General features: G+C 55.5%; 21 protein-coding genes. 10 read left to right on the top strand and 11 right to left on the bottom strand.

The genetic code is table 11. The features are described 5' to 3' along the window. Window positions 1-31 precede the first annotated feature (31 nt). The gene (locus TH25_RS09535; RefSeq protein WP_114088186.1) at window positions 32-961 is read left to right on the top strand and encodes a type 2 periplasmic-binding domain-containing protein; all 930 of its coding nucleotides are present in this window, start codon (window positions 32-34) and stop codon (window positions 959-961) included. A gap of 120 nt (window positions 962-1,081) precedes the next feature. Beyond that, window positions 1,082-3,493, top strand: coding sequence for a tetratricopeptide repeat protein (locus tag TH25_RS09530; RefSeq protein WP_114088223.1), 2,412 nt, complete (start codon window positions 1,082-1,084; stop codon window positions 3,491-3,493). Between the two features lie 58 nt (window positions 3,494-3,551). Here TH25_RS09530 and TH25_RS09525 read toward each other — a convergent pair whose 3' ends face one another. From TH25_RS09525 to TH25_RS09515, 3 genes are all read right to left on the bottom strand, one after another. Further along, on the bottom strand, window positions 3,552-4,052 hold the full coding sequence (locus tag TH25_RS09525; RefSeq protein WP_114088185.1) for a universal stress protein: 501 nt from the start codon (window positions 4,050-4,052) through the stop codon (window positions 3,552-3,554). Between the two features lie 212 nt (window positions 4,053-4,264). Continuing rightward, window positions 4,265-5,089 (bottom strand): TIGR02186 family protein, encoded by an 825-nt coding sequence (locus TH25_RS09520; protein WP_258549101.1) that lies wholly within the window; start codon window positions 5,087-5,089, stop codon window positions 4,265-4,267. Continuing rightward, window positions 5,089-6,012: a sulfite exporter TauE/SafE family protein gene (locus tag TH25_RS09515; RefSeq protein WP_114088184.1), complete on the bottom strand. Its 924-nt coding sequence runs from the start codon at window positions 6,010-6,012 to the stop codon at window positions 5,089-5,091. The genes TH25_RS09520 and TH25_RS09515 overlap by 1 nt, the downstream gene beginning before the upstream one ends. Window positions 6,013-6,150: 138 nt before the next feature. On the opposite strand from TH25_RS09515, the gene TH25_RS09510 reads away from it, so the two are divergent. Both TH25_RS09510 and TH25_RS09505 read left to right on the top strand, forming a co-directional pair. Beyond that, the gene (locus TH25_RS09510; protein WP_114088183.1) at window positions 6,151-6,402 is read left to right on the top strand and encodes a sulfurtransferase TusA family protein; all 252 of its coding nucleotides are present in this window, start codon (window positions 6,151-6,153) and stop codon (window positions 6,400-6,402) included. Between the two features lie 19 nt (window positions 6,403-6,421). Continuing rightward, window positions 6,422-6,913, top strand: coding sequence for a GNAT family N-acetyltransferase (locus TH25_RS09505; RefSeq protein WP_114088182.1), 492 nt, complete (start codon window positions 6,422-6,424; stop codon window positions 6,911-6,913). Between the two features lie 24 nt (window positions 6,914-6,937). Here TH25_RS09505 and TH25_RS09500 read toward each other — a convergent pair whose 3' ends face one another. The 4 genes from TH25_RS09500 to TH25_RS09485 form a co-directional block, all read right to left on the bottom strand. Then, window positions 6,938-8,293 carry a DUF2336 domain-containing protein gene (locus TH25_RS09500; RefSeq protein WP_114088181.1) on the bottom strand — a complete coding sequence of 452 codons (1,356 nt, stop codon included), beginning with the start codon at window positions 8,291-8,293 and terminating at the stop codon, window positions 6,938-6,940. A gap of 12 nt (window positions 8,294-8,305) precedes the next feature. Next, window positions 8,306-10,288: a bifunctional diguanylate cyclase/phosphodiesterase gene (locus tag TH25_RS09495; protein WP_258549100.1), complete on the bottom strand. Its 1,983-nt coding sequence runs from the start codon at window positions 10,286-10,288 to the stop codon at window positions 8,306-8,308. Next, window positions 10,285-12,258 (bottom strand): EAL domain-containing protein, encoded by a 1,974-nt coding sequence (locus TH25_RS09490; protein WP_258549099.1) that lies wholly within the window; start codon window positions 12,256-12,258, stop codon window positions 10,285-10,287. The genes TH25_RS09495 and TH25_RS09490 overlap by 4 nt, the downstream gene beginning before the upstream one ends. A gap of 149 nt (window positions 12,259-12,407) precedes the next feature. Continuing rightward, window positions 12,408-13,103, bottom strand: coding sequence for a GGDEF domain-containing protein (locus tag TH25_RS09485; protein WP_114088180.1), 696 nt, complete (start codon window positions 13,101-13,103; stop codon window positions 12,408-12,410). A gap of 156 nt (window positions 13,104-13,259) precedes the next feature. Here TH25_RS09485 and TH25_RS09480 point away from each other — a divergent pair, with 156 nt between their 5' ends. Continuing rightward, window positions 13,260-13,583, top strand: a complete 324-nt coding sequence (locus TH25_RS09480) for a DUF5818 domain-containing protein (protein WP_114088179.1) — start codon at window positions 13,260-13,262, stop codon at window positions 13,581-13,583. A 29-nt stretch (window positions 13,584-13,612) separates the two neighbouring features. Here the strand turns inward: TH25_RS09480 and TH25_RS09475 are convergent, their stop codons facing one another. Next, window positions 13,613-14,680 (bottom strand): SPOR domain-containing protein, encoded by a 1,068-nt coding sequence (locus tag TH25_RS09475; RefSeq protein WP_114088178.1) that lies wholly within the window; start codon window positions 14,678-14,680, stop codon window positions 13,613-13,615. 12 nt (window positions 14,681-14,692) lie between these two features. Continuing rightward, window positions 14,693-17,074 carry a Lon protease family protein gene (locus TH25_RS09470; RefSeq protein ID WP_114088219.1) on the bottom strand — a complete coding sequence of 794 codons (2,382 nt, stop codon included), beginning with the start codon at window positions 17,072-17,074 and terminating at the stop codon, window positions 14,693-14,695. Window positions 17,075-17,333: 259 nt separating this feature from the next. On the opposite strand from TH25_RS09470, the gene TH25_RS09465 reads away from it, so the two are divergent. Then, on the top strand, window positions 17,334-18,296 hold the full coding sequence (locus tag TH25_RS09465) for a PaaX family transcriptional regulator (protein WP_114088177.1): 963 nt from the start codon (window positions 17,334-17,336) through the stop codon (window positions 18,294-18,296). Window positions 18,297-18,347: 51 nt separating this feature from the next. Here the strand turns inward: TH25_RS09465 and TH25_RS09460 are convergent, their stop codons facing one another. Continuing rightward, window positions 18,348-18,677 (bottom strand): hypothetical protein, encoded by a 330-nt coding sequence (locus TH25_RS09460; protein ID WP_147253005.1) that lies wholly within the window; start codon window positions 18,675-18,677, stop codon window positions 18,348-18,350. A gap of 137 nt (window positions 18,678-18,814) precedes the next feature. Then, on the bottom strand, window positions 18,815-20,374 hold the full coding sequence (locus TH25_RS09455) for an aminotransferase-like domain-containing protein (RefSeq protein WP_114088175.1): 1,560 nt from the start codon (window positions 20,372-20,374) through the stop codon (window positions 18,815-18,817). 79 nt (window positions 20,375-20,453) lie between these two features. Here TH25_RS09455 and TH25_RS09450 point away from each other — a divergent pair, with 79 nt between their 5' ends. From TH25_RS09450 to TH25_RS09435, 4 genes are all read left to right on the top strand, one after another. Further along, complete coding sequence (locus TH25_RS09450; protein WP_114088174.1) at window positions 20,454-20,741, top strand: DUF1127 domain-containing protein; 288 nt, start codon at window positions 20,454-20,456, stop codon at window positions 20,739-20,741. Between the two features lie 129 nt (window positions 20,742-20,870). Beyond that, window positions 20,871-21,848 (top strand): threonine dehydratase, encoded by a 978-nt coding sequence (locus tag TH25_RS09445; RefSeq protein WP_114088173.1) that lies wholly within the window; start codon window positions 20,871-20,873, stop codon window positions 21,846-21,848. Next, window positions 21,832-23,214, top strand: a complete 1,383-nt coding sequence (locus TH25_RS09440) for a pyridoxal phosphate-dependent decarboxylase family protein (protein ID WP_258549098.1) — start codon at window positions 21,832-21,834, stop codon at window positions 23,212-23,214. The genes TH25_RS09445 and TH25_RS09440 overlap by 17 nt, the downstream gene beginning before the upstream one ends. A 99-nt stretch (window positions 23,215-23,313) precedes the next feature. Beyond that, window positions 23,314-24,129, top strand: coding sequence for a PhzF family phenazine biosynthesis protein (locus TH25_RS09435; RefSeq protein WP_114088171.1), 816 nt, complete (start codon window positions 23,314-23,316; stop codon window positions 24,127-24,129). Window positions 24,130-24,166 lie beyond the last annotated feature (37 nt).

The following is a 24,166-nucleotide window of genomic DNA, read 5'->3' as shown; positions in this document are numbered from 1 at the left end:
GGTTCAGGGGAGAGGAAATGCGGTGTTGCAGATGCTAAACACTGGCCGTGGTAAAATTCTTGCGGTTGCACTGGCGTTGCTTGTATGGGGCAGGGCCGATGATGCGCTGGCCGATGCCCCGCTGATTATGCCGGTGCGCGCGATTGATCTTGGTGATGTTCAGCAATGTTATCGTGATCCGCATCCAGGCGGATTTTGTGATGGCTGCAAAAGCCCCAATAATGGCAATAATTCACTGACCAATTATGTGATCTTGCGCGAGGCCCTGAAAGCGGGTGGCATGGATATCAGGGTTATCGGTATTGCATCGCCCAATTCCGCCCGCAGCAGGGTTATGGTCGAAACCGGTTTGGCGACGATAAAGGCCGACTGGGATTTCAACATGGATCATAATGACCGGGTTTTGAAAAGCGACGCCTTTATACGGTCTGGCGAACTGTTTAAGGGGATTTATGGGCGGGTGGATAATGCATTGCTGCGAAATGTTCGTAGTTTGGATGACCTTCGCAATTTAACGGCCACAACCAACCCCAATTGGCGACTGGACTGGTTGATATTGCAAAATATTAATCCGGCCTATGTCTTTTCGGCCAGTACAACAACACAGATGTATCATCTGATTGGTGAGGGCCGCGTCGATTTTACCCTGCTGGAATTTTCACCGCAGCCCGGCATGATGCGCGAACTGGACGGGCAAAAGCTGCTGCCTGTGCCGGGGGTAAAGATGGCCTTGCCTGCATCGCAGCGTTTTATGGTATCGACCAGGGATGCGCGGGCCAGTGAAATTATAGCGGCGGTGAATCGTGGTTTAAGGGTTTTGCGTGAAAACGGGGTGCTGGCGCAATGTTTGCGGCAGGGCGGGTTGATTAATCCCGCCACGGAAAACTGGAAAGTTTTAAACGCGGCTGAGGCTGGTATTTCACAAAACGGTATTCTTGAGCTGCGCAAAGATCATCGTTGATCTGCCCTGCAACCATCTGTTTGATTGTGCCTGCCTGATTTGCGTGGTTTGTTAACGCTTGGTCGTTATTGTTCGCGCATGAATATCGAAATACGTTCTGATCGCATGGTTGAAAATTCGTTGTCTGACCTGGGTGAGATGTTTTATTCGGCCCTTGATTTGTTCGAGGCCGGTCATTTCGCGGAGGCCGAGGATGCCTGCCGCATGTTGACGCTTGCCTATCCGCAGGCGGTTGAACCCATGCATCTGGCCGGTTTGGTGGCGTTAAAGCAGGGGCGGTTTGACATTGCCGCCGAACGCATGGGCCGTGCCGCAATTGCCGATGCCAGCAATGCCGAGATCCAGCATGACCATGCCCGCGCCCTGAAGGCTGCCGGGAAAAATCGCGATGCCATTGGCGCGTTCAAGCGGGCGATTCGCCTGTGCCCGGACTCGGCGGCCCTTTATTGTAACCTTGCCAATACCTATCGCGACCTTGGAGACCTTGACCATGCGCGGGAAAATTATGAAACCGCGTTGGCGCTTGCGCCCGACAGTGCCGATATCCACGCCAATTATGCTGCCTGCCTGCGCGATTGCGGCGATTTGACACAGGCGGAGGCCGAATGCCGCCACGCCCTGTCTTTGCGCGATGACATCGTGATGGCGCTGGTGTTGCTGGGGCAGATTTTGCTTGATCAGGGGCGCACGGTTGCGGCCAGTGATGCCCTGATGCGGGCCTTGCGCCTGTCGCCAGGCCATAAAAAGGCCCTGACCGCCTATGGCGAGGCACTGTTTCGCCTGGGGCAGTTTGCCGGGGCGCTGCATTGTTTGCGCCAGGTTCTGGCCCTGGACCCCGATGCCGAAATTGCCCGCCGTACTCTGGCCTTGCTGAATTTGCGTACCGGGCAGGGCACCGAAGCCATTGCCGCCCTTGAACCGCTAGTGCGCCGTTACCCCGAAGACCCGGAATTGTTGCTGATGATGGGCGAGGGATTAAGCCTTTCAGGCCGTCATAACGAGGCCGTTGAGCGGTTTGGTGCAGCCATTGGTGCCGGGGGCGGCGATGATGCGGTTTTCCGCCTGGCTGTTGAATTGTCCGAGCAGACCGATGCCGAAATGGCGCACGAGGTTTTGCAAAAGACCATTGATCGCAAAATTCGCAATGGTGAGGATGCAACCCTGTTTCGTACGGCGCGGCGGCTTCTATTTTCGCCAGTTCCGGTCGATATTAACGCCCAGAACGATGAAGTCGTTCGCGATATTGTCGAAGATGCCATTTTATCGGGCGATGAACATGGCGCGGTACCGGTTCCTGGCCGGATAGACCCGGTGACATTAACCCGGTTCCCGCCGGTGTGGCGGGCAGCCCTTCGCCCCCAGGGGGATGACCAGTTGCGCGCCGTTGGCCGCTATTGGGAGCAGCTTGCCGCCGATGCCGATGTGCCGTCGCTCGGGGATGTGACCTCGACCAAGGGGCGCAAGGTGCGGCTGGGCATTGTATCGGCCAATATGTGCAATAACGGCATTGGCCGCTGGATTGCCGGTTTTGTCGCTGCCCTGGACCGGGACCGGTTTGATATTACCGTGGTGCGCCCGCCTTTGGGCGAGGATGATATAACATCGCGCATCGATGCCAATGCCGATCTGGTGGTGCGCCTGCCGCTGGATCCGAAACATTCCGCGCGCGTGATTACCGGCCTTGAATTTGATGTGCTGCATTATGTCGATGCCCAGGCCGATGCCTATACCATGTTGCTGGCAAGCTGGCGGCTGGCCCCGTTGCAGGTGGCCGGGGGCGGGATTGCGGCGACAACCGGGCTTTCAAACATCGATTATCATTTTGTTGCCGATGACTGGGAAGCCGCAGGCGGGGAAAGCCGATATAGTGAAACACTGGTGCGCCTGCCGGGCCTGTTTGTGAATGGCGAAGCCCCCAATGTGCCCGAAAATACCACCCGCGATTTGCAACGCCAATGGCGCATCGATGAAGACCGCAACAGTTATTTGTGCCCGCAGCCGCTTGACGTGCTCAGTGCGGATTTTGACCCGCTGATTGCCGAAATTCTGCGTCTGGATGAAACGGCGGAACTGTTATTGATTGCTCCGGCGCGGGATGCCTGGGACGCGGCATGGGGGCGGCGATTTGCCATCAGTCATGGCGATGTTGCGGGGCGGATGCGGTTTGTCAATGTGCGCAACCGGGCAGAGATGCTGTCGCTTTTGGGCGCGGTGGATGTGGTGCTGGAAAGCCCTGCCTGGAATGATGCGATGCTGGGTTTTGACTGTTTGGGGCTGGGCGTACCGCTGGTGACATTGCCGGGCAAGGAGGCCCGCACCCGGCGCAGCCATACCTGTTATCGGCAAATCTCGGTTTTTGACTGTGTGGCCTATAATTCGGCCGATTATGTTGAAACCGCCCTGACACTGGCAACCGACAAACGCCGCCGTTCGGTAATTGCCCAGGCCATTCGCTCCCGGTCACATGTGCTGTTTGGGCAGCGGGAATCCTTTAATGCCTATATGGATTTTCTGGAACAGCAAACGGCCTGACTTTTGTCATCAGGCCGTTTTACAATACGCCGGATTGTCAGTCAGATCGAACAGTGGATCAGCTAAGGGCGTCTATATCGGCGTCCGACAGGGCCGCTGGCACGATGGTAAGCGGCAGGCGCAACTGGCCCACTACGTCGCTTTTGGTCAGGGCCGTAATTAAGGGGCCGGGGCCTTCGTTATTGGCACTGGCGGCCAGCACCAGAATGGAAATCTGTTCTTCTTCGAGTACCGACAGAAGTTCGTCCTTGATGCGGCCCTCGCGAATGAACAAAAGCGGCATGAAACCGGTTTGTTCATGAACATATCCGGCCAGTTCGTTAATCCGGTTTTCGGCGTTTTCGCGGGCTTCTTCCTGCATCAGGTCGCCAACTGCCATCCAGTGCTGGAATTCGGCGGGTTCGATCACACTGAGCAATGCAACCCGGCCCCCTGTATGTTGCGCACGGCGGCAGGCATAGCGCAGGGCCTTGGTCATTTCGTCGCTGTCATCGACGACCACCAGAAATGTTCGGTTGTTTGAACTCAGCAGTTCCCGGTCATCATTGTTGGTGTTCATGTGGTTCCTGCCCTGTAAAGATTGATACAGCCGTTATGCGGCACGGGTGCCCGTGCGAGCTGTCATGTGATGTGTGTTTTTTAAATTGTGCCGCATCTGACGGCCTATATCCAAGCCATTTTTGCACGCAATGCTGCATGGCGACCTGCAAAAATTGCGATTTACGCAATCATGACGGGTGTTTTGCAACCTGTGCTGCGCCCAACAATGTGTTAGTTCTTGCGGAAAATAACGCTGGCAAGCCAGCCGGCAAAACCGGCAATAATGACGGCAATAATGCCATACAGGGCCGAATAACGATGGGCAAAATCATACACTTCCGCGCTGACACCGGTTTTTGACACCACAAGCGGGGTGCTTTTGATGCTGACAATCCGGCCATCGCGGATCAGGTAAACATCGATCACATAGGTGCCGGTGGGTGTGTTGGCCGGGAAATGAATGTCGGTGCGAAAGAGCTGGTTTGACAGGAAGCTGATTTTCGAGGGTTTGTCATTATACAGCCCGACATATTCCATGTTGCGCAGCAGGGCATCGCGATACAGGCTGTCGTCGGTATCATCGCCTTCCATCGTGGTGACAAAATTCTGGTTTTCCAGCCCGATATGATAGGAGGCAAACAGCCTGTCATTGGCAATCAGTTCGATGGGGCGGCTTGCCGCCGTGGCATAATAGGTCGGCACATTGCGCAAATATGCACTTTGGCTGTTGACCCAAATGCCCAGTTTGCGTTCCTTGCGGCGCACCACCATGTCGCGTTCCGGCCCGCGGACCGTGATGACCACGTCTCCCTTGTTTTCAATCGCGCCAAACAACAGGACATCCGTACCGGTAAAACCGGTGCTGATTGCCACCAGATGATTTGACAGATCCACCACCAGCGGGTCGGCCTTGGCCGGTTTGACGTGCCATGCGACCCAGGCAAAGATCAGCAGGCAGGCCAGCAAAAAAGGCAGGCGGGCGGTATCGGGGATGGTTTCCCGGTTGGTCGCAATATTGAAAAACGACGAACCGGGCATTTGGCGGGTCTTCATCATTACAGGTTCCCCGGCGCGACAGAGAAAAGATCGTTGGGGGTAATGACAAGATCAAGGGCAAGTTTGATACACACGGCCAGCACCAGCGCCGCCAGCCCGGCGCGCAGATATTCTGCCTTGATGCGCGCGCCAAAACGCGCGCCAAATTGTGCGCCGACAACCGCCCCGGCCACCAGCAGCAAGGCCAGGGCAATATCCACCGTATGGGTCTGAATGGATTGCAGGATGGTGACGTTGGCCGAGACAAAAATGATTTGAAACAGCGAGGTGCCGATCACGACACTGGTGGGCATGCCGAGGATATAAATCATGGCCGGAACCATGACAAAACCGCCACCAACCCCCATCAATGCCGTCAGCAGACCGACAAAAAAACCAACCAGAAGCGGCAGAAGCGCACTGACATAAAGCCCGGAACGATAAAACCGGACTTTGAGGGGCAGGCGGTGAAAAAAGCCATGCTGGTGCTTTTTGGTGCGTCTTACCGCACCGCCCTTGCGCCGGGTACGAAAAATGGCGCGCGAGGCCTCGATCATCATCATGCCGCCGATGGTGCCGAGAAAAACGACATAACAGAGCGAAATGACCAGATCGATTTGCCCCAGAGAGCGCAGCCAGGCAAAAACGCCGACACCGGAGGACGAGCCAACAAGGCCGCCCACCAGCAGGACCAGCCCCATTTTGACATCCACATTGCCGCGTCGCCAATGCACAATCACCCCGGAAAGCGAGGAGGCGACGATCTGATTGGCAGCCGTTGCCACCGAAACCGCAGGCGGAATGCCAAAAAAGATCAAAAGTGGTGTGATTAAAAAACCACCCCCCACGCCGAACAGTCCGGACACAAATCCGACACCGCCGCCGAGACCCAGAATAAGCAGAACATTTACCGACATCTCGGCAATAGGCAGATAGATTTGCATTGCGGCAGCACAGGCGTGAGCGTTTGATTGATTATTTGTGGTCAGTCTAACATATTGTGCAAATGCAACAATCGCCAAATCATCGATGACGTCATTTGTCGTGATTGATGTGCAGATTATAAAGTTGAAGGAAAAGCCATGACATCTTCGGCCGGTGAACCTTTTGCGCTGGTTCTTGATGCGCGCGGGCTGATGTGCCCGATGCCGGTTTTAAAAACCAAAAAGGCGTTGCGCGATGTTCCGCAAGGGGGCGTCATCAAGGTTATGGCAACCGACCCGGGATCGGTTGCGGATATGAAGGCGTTTTGTGACATGACAGGTAACATTCTGCTGTCGTCGGTTGTCGAAGGGGATGTTTTTGTCTACCACATCGAACATCGCCAGAAATAACGGAACAGGACAAGAAACAATGAATTCACAGGATATTACCTGGTGGTGCGGGACGTTTGATGACATGTCGCTGCATCAGTTGCATGACCTTTTGATGCTGCGCCAGCAGATTTTTATCATCGAACAGAATTGTATATTCCCGGAAATTGATGGTCTGGACCCGCTCTCCGTACATGTGCTGGGCATGATAAATGACAAGGTGGTGGCGGCGACCCGTATTGTCCCCGCCGGGATTGACCCCCAGCACAGCCAGCAGGGGAATGACCCGGCCATTGGCCGTGTTGTTACATCGGCAGAATTGCGCGGGCAGGGGGTTGGCCGGGAGATTATGAAACAGTCGATCCTGGCCTGTGATGAACAGTTTGCCGGGCTTGGCATTTTTCTGAATGCCCAGCATCACCTGGAAAAGTTTTATGGATCTCTTGGTTTTGTCCAGGAAGGAGTACCGTTTGACGAGGACGGCATCCCCCATATTTCCATGCGGCGCCCGGCATCGAAAATTGCAGCCTGAAGATTTTCAGGGCCGGGCACGTGATTAACGGAGCCCGACGGTCGCCATGCCGGTGAAAAATTCAAGCTGCCAGAGCATGTCATCCTCGCTAAGGGGATAGCTATTGCCCGAACGCGGGTTAAGGGCCTGTCCCGGCGGGACATGGCCCAGCTTGACCTGTATTTTAACGGCAAGATCGGCAGGCAGCCCGGCCTTCCAGGCCAATGATACAACGCCTTTGGCCGAATGCGTATTAAGGACCTTTGTCACGGCTTCGGGCGGGATTCCGGCGCGAACGGCAAGGGCGGCACGGGCAAATTTGATGTCATTTTCCGTCATGGCGGTGGCAATGCGGGCGTCGGTCAGTTTGCCCTTGGCGTGCAGGTCGGTCGCCATTTGAAAGGCTTCGTCCTGGGTCATGCCAGACTGGTCTTCATCCGGTTCGGCACCCTTTTTGTCCGTTGCCTTTTTGCCCGTTGATTTTTCGTCTTTGGCGGGAGGTTCGGCAAAGTCACCGGCTTCGATCCGTCGTTCGACAACTTTGCGCACCAGGGCAAGCTGGTCTTCTTTCAGGTCTTTGCGCCGTTCCAGAACCGAAATCAGGTTTTGGGCGACAAAGCGTGCCAGTTTGCCCGCAGCGGACCCGCCAAGACCGGGTCTTTTGACCAGGGGTTCATGCCATTGTTCAATATCGGGTGCGCGATCAATAAGCTGATCAAGGGTTTCTTCGCGGATCTGCGCGGAACGGTTGCCCAGAAGATGGGAAATGGCGTCGTTATCGGTTGATGCGGCAATGGCATCGGACAGTCGCTCGCTCAGGTTGCGGCGCTGGGAAACAAAGCTCAGGGCGCCGGACGTATTATTGGTTTCGATAATTTCCAGCAGGTCCATTTCGTTCAGGACCGGGGAATATTGCAATACCGGCCCGCACACGACAGTTTCGGTGTCGCGGGCCAGTTTGGCGATAATCGGCTGGGGGGCGTGAACAAATTCTTTCAGGGTTTCGGCAATGACCTGACGGACCTGAATGGCCTGGTCGCGCGCCAGTTTTTCCAGCGCCTGATAGGTCATGCGCCGGAGTTTGTCGGTTTCGTTTTCTGTCAGGCCATCGGCAAGATTGGCAATTTTTTGTGCCAGTGTGCCGCGAACATCGTCATCCTTGTCATCGGTTAACAGCAGGTCGGCCTGAACCGGTGTGGCCTCGTTTTCGGCAACGTGGCGGCGTACCGATGCGTCGGCATCACTGGCCAGAAAATAAAGGATTTCGGGGCGCGTATCGTGGCGCTGGGCAAGGGTGCCGCGCACATTTGCTGCGGGGCTGGCGGCCATGTCCTTGGCTTCTTCATACGAAATTGGCGTTTCCTTGCGCCGCGTGAAAACACGCTGCAAAAAACCCTTCATCGGGTAGGCTCCCTAGTCTGTTCTTGCCGGCGCATGCTGGCCGACGGGTTCGGCAATGGCGTAGCTGCCCTTGCCGTGTTTTTTGACCTGATACATCGTGTCGTCGGCACGTTGCACCAGATCGTCAATGGCTTCGGTTTCATGGGTTTCATGGACGGCAATGCCCAGTGAAATGCCCAGGGGCCGGTCTTCGCGGCCTGAAAATTGCCGCAGGCTGCTGCTTGCTGCGATCAGGTCTTTGGCGCGGTTTTCGGCAGCGGAACGGTCGGTCCTATCCAGCCAGAGAACAAATTCGTCCCCGCCCAACCGTGCCACCAGATCACCGGGCCGGGTATTGTCCTGCAACATGCGGCTTAAAGTCAAAATGGCTTCGTCACCGCGCTGGTGCCCGTGAATATCGTTGACCAGCTTGAAATTGTCCATATCGACATACATCAGGGCCGCCGGGGCGGGCTGCTTTAACAGCCGGTCATACCGCCGTTTGAGTTCGTCAAAAAATGCCCGGCGGTTCAAAAGGCCGGTCATGCCGTCGGTCCGCGACAATGTAACGATACGGTCGTGATTATCGGCCTGTTCGATGGCGATGCCGATCTGGTCGGCCACGTCATCCATGATGGCGCGTTCGCCTTCGTTGGGCAGGGGGTCTCCGCGCTCAAACAAAAAGGCGACGGCACCGTTGATCCGGTGGTGATAGTGACACCGGCGAATCTTGATCCAGTAATCGCCCTGCACGGTTTCCTGATTATCGGTATCGGCCGGGAGCTGGCTCAGGATTTCGGCGGCAACCTTTTTGTGAATATCCTCACCAGTACTGGCGACATCTTTCATGTCGCCGTGTTCGGTATCGCAATCGGACCGGAAAATGATACAGGCCGTACAGGCAAGTGCCCGGGAGCTTGCGGTGGCGGCATTGCGCAATACCTCGGTCGGGTCGATTTCATCGCGCATGGCGCGCACGATATAGGTAATCAGCCGGTCACGGTTTCGCGCATTGGCAATTTCGGTTTCGTGCTGGCGCTGTTCGGTAATATCGTGGGCCAGGCCGCGTGCGCCGCACCATTGCCCTGCACGATTGATAATGGGGGTAGCCGATACCGACAGGCAGGCGCTGCTGCCGTTGGCCCGGTAAAACCATATCGGCACGTCGCGCACGGCCCGGGTGGTGCGAAACACCTGTTCGGCGTCCTGGTCGGTTTTTTCAATCATGAATTCGACCGGCAGGCGCCCCAACAGGGCCTTGGCCTGATAATCCATTGCCCCGCGCGGCGAGACAAAAACAAACTTTCCGCTTTCATCGGTTTCCCAGGCAAAAGCCGATGAAACCTCGACAATGTCGCGATAGCGCTGGCGCGAATCAATCAGGGCTTCACGCAGATTGCGATCCATCGAAACGTCGCGCGGCAACAGCAAAATCAGGTCATCGTGCATCGGCAGGGCGGTCAGTTCCAGTGTCGCCGTGCCGCGCTGCACCTCGAAGGTCAGAAGCTGGACAACGCCGCCTGGTGTTTCCAGCGCGTGGGCGATCAGCGTGTTAATTTCGGGAAACAGCCCTTCACGGATGCCATCGGCAAAGCCCATTGCGTTTTTATTGGCAAAAAGCGGGGTGCCATCGGCACGCATGACCATGACCGGGGCTTCGGCCTGGGCCATTGTTGTGGGGTTGAGCTCAAAGCGAAACGCGCTTTGGTCCACATCGCTGGCATCGGTATGATTGAGCGTGCCGCTAATCGCGGCCTCGCGGCGCTGACCAAGGTTGCTTTGACGGGTGTGCGGGTCATCGTCATCTTCTGCCATCGATGACAACGTGTTCTGGCTGTTATTGCCGTTTTGCACTGATGTGCCAGATGGGGTTGATTTTGCACCGGTCTCGGACGGGTTCTGCCCGATTGCGTGTGCGGCATCGGCCAGTTCGGCATCGATATTGGCTTTATCGCGGGTGACAGCGACCTTGTCGTTTGGTGACTTTTTGATGCGGTCAATCAGGCGCGAGATCATCGGCGGTCTCCTGCGGGCGAAGCGGCATGTATTGCGTCAGAACCAGCCTCAGTACCGTGTTTTTCGGGCATGGGGCCGATATTTTCCGGATAGCCGAAATGATACCCCTGTCCGAAATCGATTCCCAGTTCACGAAGGGTGGTGAAGGTATGCACGTCGTCGATCATTTCGGCAATGGTGCGGATTTTCAGATCCCGGCACAACAAAGCTGTTGCCTTTAAAAAAGCCCGGCCCTTGGGGGTGGCAAGGGCTGTTTGCATGGCGCGGCCATCAAATTTGATCACATCGACATCCAGCGCGCTAAGATATTCAAAATTCGCGGCCCCGGCTCCAAAATCATCCAAGCATACCATATGGCCCCGCAGCCGCAGTTTTTGAAGGGTCTGGTTCACCTGCGACAAATTGGTGATGCGGGCGGTTTCGGTGACTTCAAAATAAACCAGGGCGGGGGAGATGGCGAAATCGTCCAGAACCTGCAAAAGGGAAAGATCAAAACCGGCCTGTTCAAGAGAATGCCCTGACAGATTGATCGCAATTTGAATGCCGGTCGGGCAGGAACCCGATGACATGTATTCCAGAACCTTGCGGCACATCGCCAGGTCAAATTCGGTAATCAGTCCCGTCCCTTCGGCGAAATGGATGATTTGATCAATGGCCAGGGTATCTTCGGTGCCGGTAAAACGGGCAAGGGCCTCGTAATGATGAATTTTCTCATCGGCAAGGCCGACAATCGGCTGCAGCGCGATGCCAAAAGATCCGTTTTTGACGATTTCGCGAAAGGCACGTACCGATTTCATGGTTTCCTGGATCAGTCCGGGCAGGCTGGCAGACAGTTTTTCGGCACTGACATCGCCCGGATGATCCCGCCTGGAATGCAGCCTGTTAAGGGCATAGGCGACCGCACGGGTCAGATTGGTGGCAAAAATGTCGCCTGCGACGGTTTGCTGATGATGAACGGCCCGGGCGACTTCGTAATCGGGGCCTTCAAACACAGGGCTATCGGTGCCAATGCCGGGATTAAGGGCGCCAAAGGACGAAGAAAGGGCGGTATCGTCAAGTGTATCAAGGGCGTTTAGGGCGGCCAGTGTGTTTTCGTCAATCGGAAAGGTGTTTCGATCATATTCAGGTTCATCCTGACTGGCGTGTCGTGCGGTGAAGGCCGGATCGCCGACATTGCCGCGAAGCGCACTGGCATAGGCAACGATGCGACGTTCAAGTTCGATCATGGGTTCGTGGATGCCCGCCGGATTTTGCACGTCATTATGGGTATCACCCGTTCGCCGGCGTTGGCGGATCATGGCCGCCAGTTCGTTTGCCGCTCTGGTTTCGGCACGACTGCGCGCTGCGGCAAGGTTTTCAAGGACGATCATGGCGTGTTTGTGATGGCTGTCAGAATTGTCCGTATAACCGGGGTCGCCGGGTTTTGTCTGACGGGCCGTGGCCGAACGCGAAGCGATCGTTTCAGGTGAAATTTTTTCGTCACTATCGGGTTTGTTTGTTTTGCGCGAGGCACGGGTGCGCCCGGCAATACCCTGCTGCAATATCAGGCGGTCAATTCCCTGGCGGGCGCGCGGGCGTGACGGGCGATGGCGGATGGCCAGAAAATAGCGCGCAACAGGGTCCGAAATGAGATATCCGCTAAGGGATACCGGCAGGGTGCCCGGTATGGCGGGATCTGTATTTGCTGGCACCTTAAGGTTAATATCGAGCTCTTCGAGCCGTTTTACGCCGGTATCACCATGCAGGTAGGCGCGCAGTAGCGGACGTTCTGCCGGTGCGACAAGATGTTCCAGCGCTTCGCCCACCAGCCGTTCCGGGGTGCAGCCCAGCAGGCTTTTGATGGCACCGGCAGCAAAAATGACATGGCCGTTTTCGTCCACTTCCAGCAGCATGTCGGCCCAGCAAAACGCCATTGCAGCCAGAAGGTCGCGATCCGTTTCGCCAAATTCTGCCGAGAAATGATCTGTCATTCAGGAGTTGCCACGCTATTCTTGTGAGTGTTGCACAGGGGTACGCCGTGCGATGGAACATCGCCTATAGTATAAATAGCGCCTATTTCGACTTTAATGAAGAAAAAGCGGAAAAAATACCGGTTGTGCAGGGATTTTGTGGTTCTGTTTTAGCCGGTTTGGGGCAGGAAACCACCGGTGTTTGCGGGTTTTGAATTTCTGCGATGATGTTTTTCCCGATACATCTCAAGGTCGGCATGGTGCAAAAGCTCTTTCAGGCTGGCGTGTTCGCAGCCTTTTGCCATGCCAAAACTGGCCTGAATGTAAATGTGGGTCTGTTGCCACAAAACCGGGTTGTTGGTAAGCGACAAGCTGATTTTTTGTATGAAGTGTCCAGTGTCGTCCGGGCCGGATGACCATATGGCAATGGCAAATTCATCACCCCCCAGGCGGGCGGCGAATCCGGTTTGGGGCAGGTGTTTTTTGATCAGCCTGGCAAAATGGCACAAAACCGTGTCGCCCGCAGCGTGCCCGTATTGATCGTTGGTGTGTTTAAATCCGTCCAGATCTGCAATGACAAGACAAAGCCGTGCCAGGGGCAGAATATTGTGTTGGATGTTGTGGGTTAAGTGCCGGGTAAATCCGCGCCGGTTCAAAAGGCCGGTCAGTTCATCCGTTTCGGCAATGTTTTCAAGCTGGCGAACCCTGTTTTCGGATTGTTCCAACTGTTCTTTCAGGGAACGGATGTGGGTGACAAGCGTTACAAGCTCGTCAGCCAGCCCGGCATTGTCGGCAGAAACGGGCATCGGGCGCGTTTGTCCCGCTTTGATCAGCGATTGCAGAAGCGGAAGGTCCAAATCCTTCATGTTGATCCATCGCTCGTTTCTTGCAATGACACGGGGCGGCGAAACAGGTAGATAATGCGATCAGAAGTGATCAATATCAGGTTGCCGGTTACAAGAGTCTTAAGAAAATCTTTAATCGCGGCTTTTAGATGAAAAATACGTCAAGGAGACGTGCATATGAATTTCAGGTTGGGTCGTACATATACAAAAATTCTGGGTGCTTCGGCGCTGGTTCTTTTTTTGGCAGCGTGTGGCACCTTTGATCGCGAAACCATCACCACTTCTGGTGAAATCACCGATCAGGGCCAGGAATGTGTGACGTTCCGCGCGACTGACGGCACACTTTACGCACTTGCCAACAAGGCGACGTCATTTCGTCCGGGCGATCTGGTGCGTGTTACGGGGCATAGCGCCCTGATGACCACCTGCCGCGAGGCGACAACCCTGATTGTTGATAAAATTACTTTGCTGTCTCCGGCAAAACAGACACAGACGCAATGATGGAAACGGATGATACGCGATGGGGCGTATTATTTGGATAAACCAATACAATCAATGCCGTCGGCCTGAAGCTGGCGGCATTTTTCCTTGGCTGCCGCCAGGCTTGCAAAACCGCCCATGCGCAGGCGGTGAAGCTGTCCTTTGCCTGCAACATCCACTGTGCCCAGATAGTGATGATAGGTTTCTGCCAGTTGCGGATAGCGTATGGCAAAACTCGCCCAATAGGTTTCCGCCCCGATGGCCGACCGAAATGCCCCGAGCTGAACCGCATAATTTCCGTTAGCTGAAAGTGCCGGAGCACCGGCACCGGTACCTGCGGGGGACGGAGGCGGGACAATGGAGCGTTGTTGCGCGGCCTTCACAGGTGCAGGAGCAGGGGAGGGTTGTTGCTGTGTTTGTGTGGGAACAGGGGCAGGTGCGTCAGCCCCGGTTGTTTCTGCATCGGGCAGGGAATTTGTTGTTGCCCCGTTGGGGGCCGGTTTGGGCGCAGCAAATAGCGGGTTGCCGGTTCGGCGTATGCCAGGTGCAGGCGTTGTTGCCGGGGTGGCAAGGCTGCCCTGTGGTTTTGCTTGTGGCTGGCTTTGTACCGGTTGTGTTTTTGTCCAGGCCGGGCTGGTTTCCGAGGCTCCGGTTTCGGATGTCATAATCGAGGCTTGAATAACATCGGGGTTTGGCGCGACGCGTCTTGTGCCTGCTTTTCCCTGCCTGTTGCCCGCGCTGTGTCGATATTGGCTTGAAAGCGGAAAATCCTGTGCTTGCGAGTCCGGCATATCTGCGCGCGCCTGATAGGCTTGCCGGCGCTGTTTTGCCAGTTCCAGCAAATCCAGCGGCCCGGAAGGTGCGGCAGGTTGCCCGGTGATTGTGCGGGCACTGCCGGGTAGATCAGTCGGGATGGCATCTATGCCGCCAACCGTATCGGCATTGCTGTTCAGATCGGCATTTTGCGCCTTTGCCGTACCGGATGCCGCCAGCAGAACCGCCCCGAAGATGATTGCCACAGAGGCCAAAGATGGCACGCGCTTGCGGGGCTGCCCCTGATAATTGGAAGGATCAGGGGCAGGAACCGGTTTGAGGGCGGAGGTAATTGCAGCAGACATGACTATTCCGGGCTATTCCGACCAGCCGGGGTAAGCATGGCGTTCGCGCAACAATACATCGTTGCGGCGTAAACGTTCCAGTGCCAGCCCAAACACACTGTCCTTGGGGTACTCGCCATCGGCATGGTCGCCACAGGGTTTGCCGGTGAGGATTTCGATGGCATCGCTGATATTGTCGATGGTCCAGATATTGAATTTACCCTGGCGGATTGCCTGGACCACCTCGTCACGCAGAATGATATTTTCCGCATTGGCGGCAGGCACGATCACACCCTGGTCGCCGGTAAAACCCTGATCGGCGCAAATGCGGTAAAAGCCTTCGATTTTATGGGAAATTCCCCCCACAACCTGGGCTTCGCCAAACTGGTTCATGGAGCCGGTGACGCCGATATTCTGTTTGATCGGCACATGGGCGATGGCGGAAATGATGGCGCAGAGTTCGGCCAGAGAGGCCGAATCCCCCTCGATGCCGCCGTAATTTTGCTCGAAGGTGACAGAACAGGCAAAAGAAAGCGGGAATTCCTGGGCGAAACGCGATTTCAGAAAGCCCTCAATCGTCATCACCGATTTTTGCTGAAGCGGGCCGGAAAGATCCACCATGCGTTCGATATTGAGAACACCCAAATTGCCAACATAGCTGCGGGCCGTGACACGGGCAGGCAGACCAAAGGCATGGTCGCCATAATCCAGCACGGTCAGCGCATTGACCTGGCCAATCACGCTGCCAAAACTGTCAATCAGGACTTCGCGGCGCTGAACACGTTCGTGGGATCGGTCTTCCAGGCGGCTGTTGCGGTGGCGGCGTTCCTCGATCGCGCGTTTGACATCGGCAGCACGAATGGTTGTGCGTCCGGCTGTTTTGGCCAGTGCACCGGCTTCGATGGCGACATCTTCGACCCTTTCGATCTGGGCGGAAAGTTTGTCGCGTTCCCCGGCCCAGCGCGATGCCTGGCCCAAAAGCTGGCGAATGGCCCCCGTGTCAATGGAAATACCGACACGGTCCTGTACCGATTGGGTCAAAAGTCCGGTATAGGTTTTGACATTGGCGGCAACGGCGGGCATGTCCGGGTCAATATCGGCCTTGACGCGGAAATGGTTGCGGAAATCCACATCAAGCGAAAAGAAGGTGTAATAGTATTTGGGCGCCCCAACGATGACAATTTTGACATCCAGCGGAATGGCGCGGGGTTCTGGTGCACCTGCCGTGGGTGGGCCTGCCTTCTGGCGTTCTTCAATACGGATTTCCCCGTCGCGCAGGGCGGCCTTAAGGTAGCTCCAGCTTTCCTCATGTTCGACAAGCGATTCGGCGCGCAGCACCAGCACACCGCCATTGGCGCGGTGCAGGGCCCCCGGCGTGATCAGCGAGAAATGCGGGTGCATGCCACCGGCCATTGGCCGATACTGGATTTGCCCGAACAGATTGTCGTAATTGGGCGAGGGTTCAAGCACCACATCGGGATGTTTATCGCGGGCATGGTCAATCAGCAAATTGACGGCATAACGATCCTCGACCGTTTCGGGCATTTTGCCATCGCCCGGGTCAATTGATGGCTGGTCATCGGGTTCCTCAAAGGCATCGATATTATCGAGAATATCGGCTTCCAGGGCGTCGAACCATGCTTTCAGGCCCGGGGCGGTAAATTGTTCGCGCAGTTTTTCGATACGGGGTTTTAACACCACGCTGGCGGCAGACCGGCGCAAACCATCCAGGGTTTCGCCAATCTGGTCTTCGAGGTCGCGGGTTGCCATCAGGGTTTTACGGGCTTCCTCGGCGACTTCCTCGAATACGGCATCGGCGGTATCGCGTCGGTCCTTGGGCAGTTTATCCATCGCAACGGGTTCGCCCTCGTCATCGATGGCAACAATCATCACGCCTTTTTCGTTTTCCTGCACATCCAGGCCGCGTTCGCGGGCAAAATTGCGCAATGCCTCGAATTTGTCGCGCACTTGGTGGCGGGCATCTTCGGTTTGGGCCTGGGTTTCCGTTAGATGTGCCGGGGCGTTAAAGGCGGAGGCAAAGGCCTCGCGCAGATGCGAAATCAGGGTTTCCATCGCATCGGCCAGCTTGCGGCCCGTGCCGGGTTCCAGGCTGTAGGGGCGCGGGCGGTTGCTGCGCGAAAAATTGTTGAGATAAACCCAGTCGGGCGGGGCCGGGCGGTCCGCCATTGCCTTTTTCAGATAATCCAGTGTTGCGGTCATGCGACCGGCACGGTCCAGGCCCAGCACAAAGACGTTAAAGCCCGGTTCCGACATGGAGAGGCCAAATTTCAGGGCCTCTGCAGCGCGGAAATGTGACGTGAAATCAAATATTTCGGGTGTTGTGTCCTTTTGCGGACTGCGAATACGGAAATGCGGAAAACTGCAATCGTCGGCATCAAGGCGGGAAATCGGCATGTTCGCTCTTTTGTAAGGGCCCCGGAAACCCGCGCCGATCCGAATGAAAGAACGCAGGTGCAAAATGATTTTGGAAGCAAGCATGTGTGATGGTCAAGCATTGCCTGTGCGAATTTTGGTCACGACTGTTTTTCGCGTGAAAATCGACGATTTCATGATACGGATATTGTTGAAAAATGATAAACCCGTATCATGAAATCGGGCCATTTGGCGCGACGCGACCGGGGCAAACGACAGGGGCGCTTACAGGTTGGGTTTTATGCAAGATCATGTGAAGAACCGTAAATCAAACCCGGCATTTCAACAGTTTGAACATATACGATCCGCGCTGGATTTAAGCAGTCGTACGGTTGTTATCACCTTTTTGTGCGATGTTTTGCGCCCGCGGGGCGATTCCGTTTTGCTGGCCGATCTGATTGCGCTGTTATCACCCGTCGGAGTGAGTGAACGTGTCTTGCGGACCGCCGTTTTTCGCATGTCGCGTGATGGCTGGCTGGCACCCAGCAGGATCGGTCGCCAGGCGCTGTATCGCGTTACAGAAGAAGGCTGGCGGCTGATCGACCCTGGATGTCGGCAGTTTTATACCGCCCCGGTTGATCAATGGGATGGTAAATGGACGCAGATTGTTTTTGATAACCATGCCACCACGGCAGAGCAACGCCGCAATGTGGCCCGGTTGCTGGCCTGGCGGGGGTTTGGTGCGGTAGCGGGCAATGTGTTTGTCCATCCGGGGATCAATATTGACCTGACGCGACAAATCCTGACCGAAACCGGACTGGCGCCTTTCGCAATTTCGCTTCGGGCGGAAACCCAGGATATTGCAGAATCAGCATCCTTGCGTGATATGGTGGCTGTAACCTGGGACCTGGCCGGGCTGCAGCAGCAATACTTGCAAAAACTGGCCTTGTTCGAGCCGTTATTGTCACTGGATCTGGCGCGCCTGTGTTCGCCGGAACTTGCCTTTTCCTTGCGCATGGTGTTGATGCACGGTTTCAAACAGGTGGTGCTGCGTGATCCTGGCCTTCCGGCTGAATTATTGCCAGAGGATTGGGCCGGTCGCCATGCCAAGTCGGTCATAAGGCGGCTTTATTGGCAATTGGTGCCCCTGTCCGAGCCGTTTATGACCCGGATTTTTTCCCAAAGCGTTCATTCTTCGCCAGGATATGGCGAACCGGCATCCTGGTTTTTTGACCGGCTGGGCGGGCCGGAAACCGGCGCATAAATTTGAAAGCGGCATGTGTCATATGCCGCTTTCGCTGTATTTAACGGGTGATCAGATTGCCTTGGCCTGTGCCGTGTTGCGTTCGATATTGCGCAAATATTGCAAGACATAGGCAATTGCCATCAGAAAGGCCCATTGCACCAGGCCACCGACGGCAAACATCAGGCTGGGCAAATACATCATGACACCGTATTGCCCGCCCATCCCATAGGGCATGTGACGTGGCCAAACAGCAATCGTCATGACGAGGCATGCCAGAAGAAAAAGCGCGGCCAGCGCCTTTATCAGATTTTCCAGCCAATGGTTATCGGCGTCGTGTTGCGTTTTAGTTGTTGCTGTTGTCGGATAACCGGCAACCCTGTCTTCGCTGTTTGTTTGCATTTTATATGCCCCAATCATGATAGCTATGCTTGTTAACGCGCATATCTCTCCATCATTGAAAGGGGAAATGCAATATTTGCGGGTATTTTTTTAATTGTACACTTTTTAATTGATAAAAAGTGGTTGTGCGACGTGTATTACATCACATGGGCATCACTGAATTCGCTGGTTTGCAATAACCGCAAAATCGTATTCACACCGTGATGAATGCGTTCGGTCGAGCGTTCGGCGCCAAATGCCAGGCGCAATCCACGCGGCGGGACGCCAACGGCAAATTGTTGTGCCGCTGTCAGCATAACGCCGGAATTGGCGGCATTCATAACCAGTTCGCTGGTTTCGATATGGTCGGGCAAGGCAAGCCAGATGTGATAGTTGGTGGGGTGAAACCGCACGTCATAGCCTTTGAGGCTGCCAAGAATAATGCCCAGGCGGCGCGATGCCTCTTCGCGGTGCCAGTTTTCATATCGTTCGACCGTACCATCATTGATCAGGCGTGTCGCCAGTTCCAGGCCAATGCCTGGCGTCATCATGCAGGTGGTGCGAATGCCGCTGGCAAGTTTGGCAATATACTGGATCGGCGCGTGAATGAAGCCGATGCGCAGGCCGCCACCGACACTTTTTGAAATGCCGTTCAGGTATACCGCCCGTTCGGGCACAAAACACGATAGCGGTGGCGGGGCTGCGGTATCGAGGAAACCATAAATGCCATCTTCGATCAAAATCAGGTTATGTTTGCGCAGTATTTCGGCAATCGCGATGCGGCGTTCGTGGCTCATGGTGCTGCAAAGCGGGTTGTGCAAAGTCGGCATCAGGTAAATCACGCGGGGGGATTGTGTCCGGCACAAATTGTCCAGTACGTCGGGCAGAATGCCTTCTTCGTCCATTGCAATGCCGCGTAGGCGAAACTGCATCATGGCCGCCAGGCTGCGAAGGTTGGGGTAGGTCAGTTCCTCGCACAAAACAAGGTCGCCAGGACGGATAAATGTCATCAGGGCAACGGTCATGGCATGTTGCACGCCTGCGGTTGGCAATACACGGTCCGGGTTGTCATCCAGGCCAAAACGCCCGGCCATTGTCGCCAGGGCCTGGCGATGATGGGGCATGCCATATTCGGTTTTATAGGTGATCAGGCTTTCAATCGGGCCGCTTTGGGCAATATCGATCAAGACCTGGTTGATATGGCTTTCCCGGGGGGGAAGCGGGCAGTTCATGCGAAAATTGATCGGCCCGTCTTCGATCTGTTCCGGATAATAATGGCGGGGTTCACGCTGGCTGGTAAAGGAAACATACGCTGTGCCGAAATTGACCGGTGTGGTGTTTACCGCCGATGTCGCAGAACCATTTGTCATTTGCTGCCTGGGGATGCTGGCGATGTCGTTCGTTTCAGGCTGTTTTGTGTCTGCATCAAAGGTCACGGGATGGCCGGGCAGCAGAAGCGGCGTATTAATATCCATCGGTACGCTGACATAGGTTCCCCGCCCCACTTCCCCAATGGCAAGGCCGAGGCGCTCCGCCTCGCGATAGGCGCGCGTGACGGTGCCTACCGTCACACCCAGATGATAGGCCAGGTCTCGATGAGTCGGCAGGCGGTCCCCCGCCTGTAACTGCCCTTTTTCAACAGCATCGCCAATGGCGTGCGCGATACGGCGGTAAACCGGGCCGCTTCCGGATGAGATGTCGGGGATCCATATTGTCATGGTGACAATGTTTAGTTTGACATGGATACAATGTCAATGACAAAAGGAAATCGATACAATTTGGAAGCAGGAGGAAAACATGACGAATTGTAACGATACAATCCGGTTTCCTGCGACTCTCGCAAACGCTGATATGCAGCATGGCCAGAGCGCAGGGGATGCGAATGCAACCCGCCAGGGTTTTGTGCAGACAGCGGTTTTCCGTCTGTTTTCACTCCTGGTCTCCGCGCAGAAGAAATCGCGTGATCGCAACAGTATACGTCATCTTGATGACAGGTTGCTGCGCGATGTAGGCCTGCGCCGGGTTGATGTGGAGCATTATGTTTCCGCACCGGTAAATATGGATACGCCCCCGCGCGGTTTTTAACCGCGTTGCGACCGGGACACTCTGCTCTCTCGTGTTCCGGTCGCCCCCTATTAAGGGGACAATATTGTTTGTTTGCAGCGCGCCGTCCGGGACGGGTGCAGGGTTACATTATCACAGAAAGGGTACAATATGTTCACAGCACGCGAGCTTGGCGAAGCAGCCGATTTTGTGCATGAATATGTCGCACCCACCCCGACCATACGTTGGCCCCTGATCGAACGTGCCACCGGGCTTTCGATTTATGTAAAGCACGAAAACCACACCCGGCTTGGCGCCTTCAAGCTGCGGGGCGGATTAACCTTTTGTCGGTCCCTGTCCCGATCGATGCAGGTCGTTAATGGCATCATCAGTGCCACACGCGGCAATCACGGCCAAAGCCTGGCGTTTGCTGCCAGTGTTTTTGGGTTGCGGGCGACCATTATTGTGCCGCATGGCAATTCGCGCGAGAAAAACGCCGCGATGCGTGCGCTCGGGGCTGATGTTATCGAACAGGGCGACGATTTTCAGGATGCCGCCGATTTTGCCCGGCAACAGGCGGTTGAGGATGACCTGATTATGGTGCCGCCATTCCACCCGGAACTGGTGCGCGGTGTAGCGTCTTATGCGATGGAACTGTTTGGCGATGTCGATAATCTGGACCGTGTTTATGTGCCCGTTGGCATGGGGTCGGGCATTTGCAGCCTGATTACCGCGCGCGATGCCCTGGGCCTTAAAACCGAAATTATTGGTGTGGTGGCAAAAGGGGCCGATGCGCTGCAGCAGTCCTTTTTAAGGGGTGAAATACACGAAACCGCCACGGCCAAAACCTTTGCCGACGGCGTTGCCTGTCGCAAACCGGACCCGGCTTCGTTTGAGATCATCAAAAAGGGGGCGGCTGATATTATTGCCGTTAGCGATGATGACATCATGCAGGCGATGCGGCTTTATTTCAGTGCCACCCATAATGTGGCCGAAGGGGCAGGGGCCGCAGCCCTGGCCGGGGTGATTGCCGACCGTGCGCGCGCCATTGGCAGGAAAAATGCCGTTATTTTAAGCGGTGCCAATATAGACCGCGATATGTATGCCGAAATTCTGTTGGGAAGTAACCGTAATGAACCGGAAATTTGATGACCTTGATGAAATTGGTGACATCTTTGCCCTGACGGGGGATATCGCCCGCGATTATCTTCTGGCGGGTGACGATGCAATGGTTGTGTGCGCTGATACCAGCGCCTTTGATCCGGCAGCCCCACTGCCGGCGCGCGGTGATGGTGCCGTTGCGGCCCTTGATGCCCTGAAAACCGAGATCCTCCCCTTCGTTGCCACCTCGACAGGGCCGCGTTATCTGGGATTTGTTACCGGTGGTGCAACACCTGCTTCGATTGCGGGTGACTGGATCGCCAGTGCCATTGACCAGAACGCCACCGGGCCGGACGGTACCGTTGCCGCCGCAGTTGAACAACTGGTTCTGAACTGGATTTGCGATTTGGCCGGTATGCCGCGCGGCCGGTTTGATGGTGTTCTGACCACGGGTGCCACGGCATCAAACCTTCTTGGCGTTGTGGCCGCCCGGCAATGGTGCGGTGAACAGGTTGGTGTCGATGTTGATGCGGACGGGGCCATTGCCCTGCCATCGTTTGAAGTTTTTTCCGCAACCCCGCATGCCAGCATGATCAAGGATTTGTCGGTTGCCGGGGTTGGGCGCAATAACATTATCCGCGTTGCCACCGAACCGGGCACCGAGGCCATGCACGTTGGCGACCTCGCGGCTAAACTTGAAAGCAGCACCTCGAAGGCAAAAATGGTGATCGCCAGTGCCGGGACCGTGAATGCGACAGATTTTGATGACCTGGTGGCCATTGCCGATATATGTGCCGCCTATGGGGCGTGGTTGCATGTGGATGCGGCCTTTGGCCTGTTTGCCGCCCTTGATGAACGCCGGGCACATTTGCTGGCGGGGATCGAACGGGCGGATTCCATTACCTCGGATGGGCATAAATGGCTGAACGTTCCCTATGATTGCGGCATTTTCCTGACCCGGCAAATTTCCGTTCTGGAAAAGTGTTTCCGTGCCTTTGCGCCTTATCTTGAGACACAGGCTGAAGGAAACAGTTACATCAATCGCGGTGTCGAAAATTCCCGCAGGTTCCGCGCGCTGCCATTATGGATGGCGATCAAGGCTTATGGCCGGGCGGGTTTTGCCGATATTATCCGGCGCAACTGTGACCAGGCGCGTGATCTGGCCCATTGGGTGGCGGATCATGCCGGGCTGGTGTTGTTGCGCGATCCGCAACTGAATGTGGTGATGTTTTGTGGTCGCGGGAATGATGACGCCAATCGTGCGCTGTTGGACCGCATTAATGCCACTGGCAAAGTCTTTCTGACGCCGACCATTTATAATGGCCGTTTTGGTTTTCGTGCGGCATTCAGCAACTGGCGCACCCGGGATCATGACCTTGAGATTATCAAGGCTGCGATCGAGAGTGTTTTGTGATCCGTGTTTTGATAAAACCGGCGCGGAACAGATGTAAATTGCTTTGGCGGCCGGAAAAACAACCCATTTATTCGGGCTTAGAAAAATGTGAGGCGCAATATGACAACATTGCCAATTTATCAGCTTGATGCCTTTACCAGCCATTTGTTTGCCGGGAATCCGGCGGCGGTGGTGCCACTGGAACAATGGTTGCCAGATGAAACCATGCAATTGATTGCGCTGGAAAATAATTTGTCGGAAACGGCATTTTTTGTTCCGGTTGAAAATGGCGATGCCGATTTTCATATCCGCTGGTTCACGCCAACCGTCGAGGTGCCACTATGTGGTCATGCCACACTTGCCAGTGCCTTTACCATTTTTAACCAGCTTGGGTTTGCGGGGGATGAAATTCGCCTGCAAAGCAAAAGCGGCATTTTAACCGCGCGGCGTGATGGCGAGGCGATTGTGCTCAATTTTCCGGTGCAGCCCATTGTGCCTGGCACTGCCTCGGACGCAATCCTTGCCGCGTTGTCGCAGGAGAAACCGCAAGAGGTGTTCAAGGTTGTCAGTCGTGATACCGATTATGTGCTGGTTTACGAAAGCGACAAAACCGTGCGCGATATGAAACCCGATATGTCGGCGCTTGGCGCTTTGGCTGATCGCGGGGTGATTGTAACGGCCCCCTCGGACAGTGATGATTGCGACATGGTATCGCGGTATTTTTTACCGGCCCTTGGTATTAATGAAGACCCGGTAACAGGTTATATGCACTGTGTGGTGGCACCGTATTGGGCGGGTAAAACCGGGAAGGCAAGCCTTATAGGCTATCAGGCATCGGCGCGGGGCGGTTTTATTGAGTGCACGGTTGAGGGCGAACGCGTGCACCTGAAGGGCCGGGCGGTACTGTATATGAAAGGCGAGATTTATCTGCCGTAGTTATGTGGGTTTATGGCCTGTGGTCCTGTCGTGAATG

The organism is Thalassospira profundimaris (assembly GCF_003326755.1).
Classification (GTDB): Bacteria; Pseudomonadota; Alphaproteobacteria; order Rhodospirillales; family Thalassospiraceae; genus Thalassospira; species Thalassospira profundimaris_B.
Note: the sequence above shows the minus strand (reverse complement) of the source record. Positions and strands in the feature narration are given on the sequence as shown.

Coding starts and splice junctions, on each gene's coding strand:
- TH25_RS09455 (WP_114088175.1), bottom strand. CDS start 20,374: ATGACAATATGGATCCCCGACATCTCATCCGGAAGCGGCCCGGTTTAC.
- TH25_RS09495 (WP_258549100.1), bottom strand. CDS start 10,288: ATGATCTCGCGCCTGATTGACCGCATCAAAAAGTCACCAAACGACAAG.
- TH25_RS09475 (WP_114088178.1), bottom strand. CDS start 14,680: ATGTCTGCTGCAATTACCTCCGCCCTCAAACCGGTTCCTGCCCCTGAT.
- TH25_RS09450 (WP_114088174.1), top strand. CDS start 20,454: ATGACGAATTGTAACGATACAATCCGGTTTCCTGCGACTCTCGCAAAC.
- TH25_RS09505 (WP_114088182.1), top strand. CDS start 6,422: ATGAATTCACAGGATATTACCTGGTGGTGCGGGACGTTTGATGACATG.
- TH25_RS09440 (WP_258549098.1), top strand. CDS start 21,832: ATGAACCGGAAATTTGATGACCTTGATGAAATTGGTGACATCTTTGCC.
- TH25_RS09445 (WP_114088173.1), top strand. CDS start 20,871: ATGTTCACAGCACGCGAGCTTGGCGAAGCAGCCGATTTTGTGCATGAA.
- TH25_RS09435 (WP_114088171.1), top strand. CDS start 23,314: ATGACAACATTGCCAATTTATCAGCTTGATGCCTTTACCAGCCATTTG.
- TH25_RS09535 (WP_114088186.1), top strand. CDS start 32: ATGCTAAACACTGGCCGTGGTAAAATTCTTGCGGTTGCACTGGCGTTG.
- TH25_RS09480 (WP_114088179.1), top strand. CDS start 13,260: ATGAATTTCAGGTTGGGTCGTACATATACAAAAATTCTGGGTGCTTCG.
- TH25_RS09460 (WP_147253005.1), bottom strand. CDS start 18,677: ATGCAAACAAACAGCGAAGACAGGGTTGCCGGTTATCCGACAACAGCA.
- TH25_RS09470 (WP_114088219.1), bottom strand. CDS start 17,074: ATGCCGATTTCCCGCCTTGATGCCGACGATTGCAGTTTTCCGCATTTC.
- TH25_RS09465 (WP_114088177.1), top strand. CDS start 17,334: ATGCAAGATCATGTGAAGAACCGTAAATCAAACCCGGCATTTCAACAG.
- TH25_RS09485 (WP_114088180.1), bottom strand. CDS start 13,103: ATGAAGGATTTGGACCTTCCGCTTCTGCAATCGCTGATCAAAGCGGGA.
- TH25_RS09500 (WP_114088181.1), bottom strand. CDS start 8,293: ATGAAGGGTTTTTTGCAGCGTGTTTTCACGCGGCGCAAGGAAACGCCA.
- TH25_RS09515 (WP_114088184.1), bottom strand. CDS start 6,012: ATGCAAATCTATCTGCCTATTGCCGAGATGTCGGTAAATGTTCTGCTT.
- TH25_RS09510 (WP_114088183.1), top strand. CDS start 6,151: ATGACATCTTCGGCCGGTGAACCTTTTGCGCTGGTTCTTGATGCGCGC.
- TH25_RS09525 (WP_114088185.1), bottom strand. CDS start 4,052: ATGAACACCAACAATGATGACCGGGAACTGCTGAGTTCAAACAACCGA.
- TH25_RS09490 (WP_258549099.1), bottom strand. CDS start 12,258: ATGACAGATCATTTCTCGGCAGAATTTGGCGAAACGGATCGCGACCTT.
- TH25_RS09520 (WP_258549101.1), bottom strand. CDS start 5,089: ATGATGAAGACCCGCCAAATGCCCGGTTCGTCGTTTTTCAATATTGCG.